Annotated in this window: 3 protein-coding genes; 2 read left to right on the top strand and 1 reads right to left on the bottom strand. The window is 32.4% G+C overall.

Annotation, left to right across the window (positions count from 1 at the left end; all coding sequences use genetic code 11):
• On the top strand, window positions 1-1,146 hold a 1,146-nt coding region (locus BLR79_RS08510), incomplete at its 5' end, for a restriction endonuclease subunit S (protein ID WP_092086984.1).
• Between the two features lie 79 nt (window positions 1,147-1,225).
• A complete protein-coding gene (locus tag BLR79_RS08505) occupies window positions 1,226-2,143 on the top strand; it encodes a site-specific integrase (RefSeq protein WP_092086981.1) in 918 nt (305 codons plus the stop codon).
• A 42-nt stretch (window positions 2,144-2,185) separates the two neighbouring features.
• Here the strand turns inward: BLR79_RS08505 and BLR79_RS08500 are convergent.
• Window positions 2,186-3,361 (bottom strand): restriction endonuclease subunit S (locus tag BLR79_RS08500; RefSeq protein ID WP_092086978.1); only part of this gene is annotated, 1,176 nt, incomplete at its 5' end.

The raw sequence follows: 3,361 nt of genomic DNA, 5'->3' as shown, positions 1-3,361 counted from the left end.
GATTGGCAACAGGAAAAGTTGAAGGATATTGCAAACTTTTCAAAGGGAAAAGGATATAGATTGAAAGATGTAACCGAAACTGGAACTCCTATTATATTTTATGGTTCTTTGTACACAAATTTTCAAGAAATTATTTACAATAGCGAAACTTTCGTTAAATCAGTTCCTAATTCAGTTATAAGCGAAGGAAATGAAGTAATAGTTCCTTCATCTGGCGAAACTGCTATAGAAATAGCGAGAGCTTCTGCGGTAAAAAAGCCTGGCATTATCCTAGGTGGAGATTTGAACATTCTTAGTGTAGAAAAACAATCGACCGGCTTTGTAGCGTACTATTTGAATAGTATTGGGCCTTCTTTATCAAAACTAGCTCAAGGCAACTCAGTAGTACACCTATATAATCATCATTTGCGAGATGTTCAAATAAAACTTCCTACATTAGATGAACAAATAAAAATTGTGAAGTTACTTGAAAAACTCAATGAGATGATAACTCTAAACCAAGAAAAACTACGTGTACAAAAATTGTCTTATAAATATTACAGAGATACGCTCATAGCAGACTTTCAAAGCTTAAGCACAAAAATTAATTTCAATAGTAGTATTTGGAAAGCAGTTAAATTAAAAAATATATTAAAAGAGTATGTCGAAAAAACTACAACAGAAAATCAAACATTGTTATTAAGCTCGACTAATAATGGGATAGAATTACGTGATGGACGAGTGGACGGAACTTCAAACATTGGTTATAAAATATTAAGGAAATATTCTTTAGTATTATCGCCACAAAATTTATGGCTAGGAAATATTAACTACAATGACAAATTTGAAATGGGAATGGTTTCTCCAAGCTACAAAACATATGTTATTCAAAATGTAAATAAAGATTATTTCAAGCATCTTTTGCGACATCCCTATATGTTATACCAGTATGGAACAGCTTCAGTGCAGGGTGCAAGTGTTGTTCGAAGAAATTTAGATATCTCTGCTTTTAATAATATAAAACTTCCTATTCCTACAAGTACTGAAACTCAAAAACAAATTGCTGAATTTCTAGATTCAATTTTGTTAAAAGTAGAACAACAAGAAAAATATTTAGAGGATCTAAAAAAGCTAAAAAGGTACTTATTAAACAACTTATTCGTTTAAATTATTCCGGATAGCTTTATTCCCTCCTAAAATAAGCATGTACATTCTTTTGTACAAAATTGTTTTAGGAGGTCTTTTTATGACATCAAAATCGAAGTTATTTCATAAGTATTATTTGGAATGGATTGACGTGTATAAGAAAGGGGCAGTTCGAGAAGTTACCTTAAAGAAGTACTATGGGACTCATCAATGGGTCAAAAAGTTGGCACCGAAGTTAAAGTTAGGAGAATTAAATAAACGCACTTACCAACAACTCATTAATGACTTTGCTGAAACTCATGAAAAACAAACGACGTTAGATTTTCATCATCAAGTTAAAGGTGCTATCTTTGACGCTTATGATGAAGGGGTTATTAAACGTAATCCCACGCGAAAGATTGTTATTAAAGGCAAAGAGCCCGGTGATAAGAAACAGAAATATTTAAGTCAATTTGAGCTACAGCGTTTAGTCAGAAATCTAGATCTATCCGTTCCGCTTAATTTAGATTGGCTGATTCTACTCATTGCTAAAACTGGACTAAGGTTTTCAGAAGCTCTTGCGTTAACTCCTGAAGATTTTGACTTCGAAAATCAATTGATTTCGATTAACAAAACGTGGGATTATCGCAATGAATCTGGTGGTTTTTTACCTACTAAAAATGCTTCATCGATTCGAACTGTGCACGTTGAATGGAAAACCATGACAAAGTTTGTTGCGATGATTAATGAGTTGCCTAACGAACAACCTATATTTATAACTAAACGTATTCATAACTCTACCGTCAATAATTATTTGAAGAGATTGTGCGAAGAAGCGGATATTCCTGTTATATCAATTCATGGGTTACGCCACACTCACGCATCAATTCTTTTGTACGCCGGTGTATCGATCGCAAGCGTTGCGAAAAGATTAGGACATACCAATATGACAACTACGCAAAAGACATATCTACATATTATTCAAGAATTGGAAGATCAAGATAGAGAAAAGATCATTAGTATATTAAATACGATATGAAAATAAGGGCTAGACGGACTAGCCCTTTTACTAACCTCATATTTAAATGAATAGTTGTGAAAGAAAGTATTGTTTTAAATTGCTCAAATAATTAACTTTGTGACTATATAAAACTCTCAGTTCATTGATTTTTTTAAAGTAATCTACAATTTTCTTTCTCTCTTTATTATCAGGAAAGAGTGTTTCTATTTTTAAAAAATCTTTTTCATGAATTCTCCATTGTCCGTATATCACGCCTTGTCGATATCTAATCATTTGATGAATAAATTGTGGTTTTTTAGAAAGAACTCCAATAAAATCACTATCCACAATGTTTTGAGCGTAGAATATACTATACACTGGAGAAATAGTTGCTTTCCCGTAGTTATTAAAACCTATAGATCCCGTATGAAGGTTGTTTGAACTATAAATAAAATCATTTAGTTCTGTTCGTTTATACTTTTTATTTGAGTTTTTTACTAGAAAACTTCGATCATACCTGTCGCTTTTAGGAACAACACCTTCATTTTGAACAAAAGACATTAAAGGATATGTTTCAGATTCAGTAATTCTATCGTCTCTTTCGGTTAAAATTTCTCCTATCTTGCATTTTTTCCACAAAGAATTATTTTTTGAGAAATACAAGAATGAAGAATTCTCATTTTGGTCAGGAAAAATTTTTTGGATCATCGCCGTCTCTAGTTGGAGTATTCTTTCTAATTTCTGCTGGTTTAGAGAAATTGTTTTTTCTAACGATTTAAGTATTTCTCCTATTTTTTCTTGTTCTTCTATTTGTGGTACAAACAGTTTGATGTTGAAGAAATCTTTTTGGTTGATGTTTAATAATCCGTCCCTTCGAGCTGAAGAAGTTATTATTTTATTTAATTCACGATCTGCTAGGTTTGCTAAGAAAAATTGCTGAACAAATAATTCGTTCATCACATTTTTTTTAGACAAAAAACTATGGTAAACATTTGGGACAAGAGCTTTTTCGTGTTGGTCTTGTACATAGGTCACACCGTACCAATAGCTTCTGGAAGCGCCTCTGTTATATGCTAAGCCACCAACTGGAAGTTCAGTGTATCTTTTTAAAGAATTGCCTGCTATAGTTTGACCAAAACGTTCTTTTTGAGATAACCATCCTCTCCCTGCAGATATAGTTAAGACCGGCAAGGATAGATCTCCACTATTCCCTTTAACTGGAATGACTAAATCTTTTAATTGATGCTGTTGCCAATC

It is taken from the genome of Dolosicoccus paucivorans, assembly GCF_900100125.1.
Taxonomy (GTDB): domain Bacteria; phylum Bacillota; class Bacilli; order Lactobacillales; family Aerococcaceae; genus Dolosicoccus; species Dolosicoccus paucivorans.
This window is presented reverse-complemented; position numbering and strand designations above follow the sequence as displayed.

Bases quoted from the DNA above. Each gene is read 5' to 3' on its own strand.
- BLR79_RS08505 (WP_092086981.1), top strand. From the start codon at position 1,226: ATGACATCAAAATCGAAGTTATTTCATAAGTATTATTTGGAATGGATT.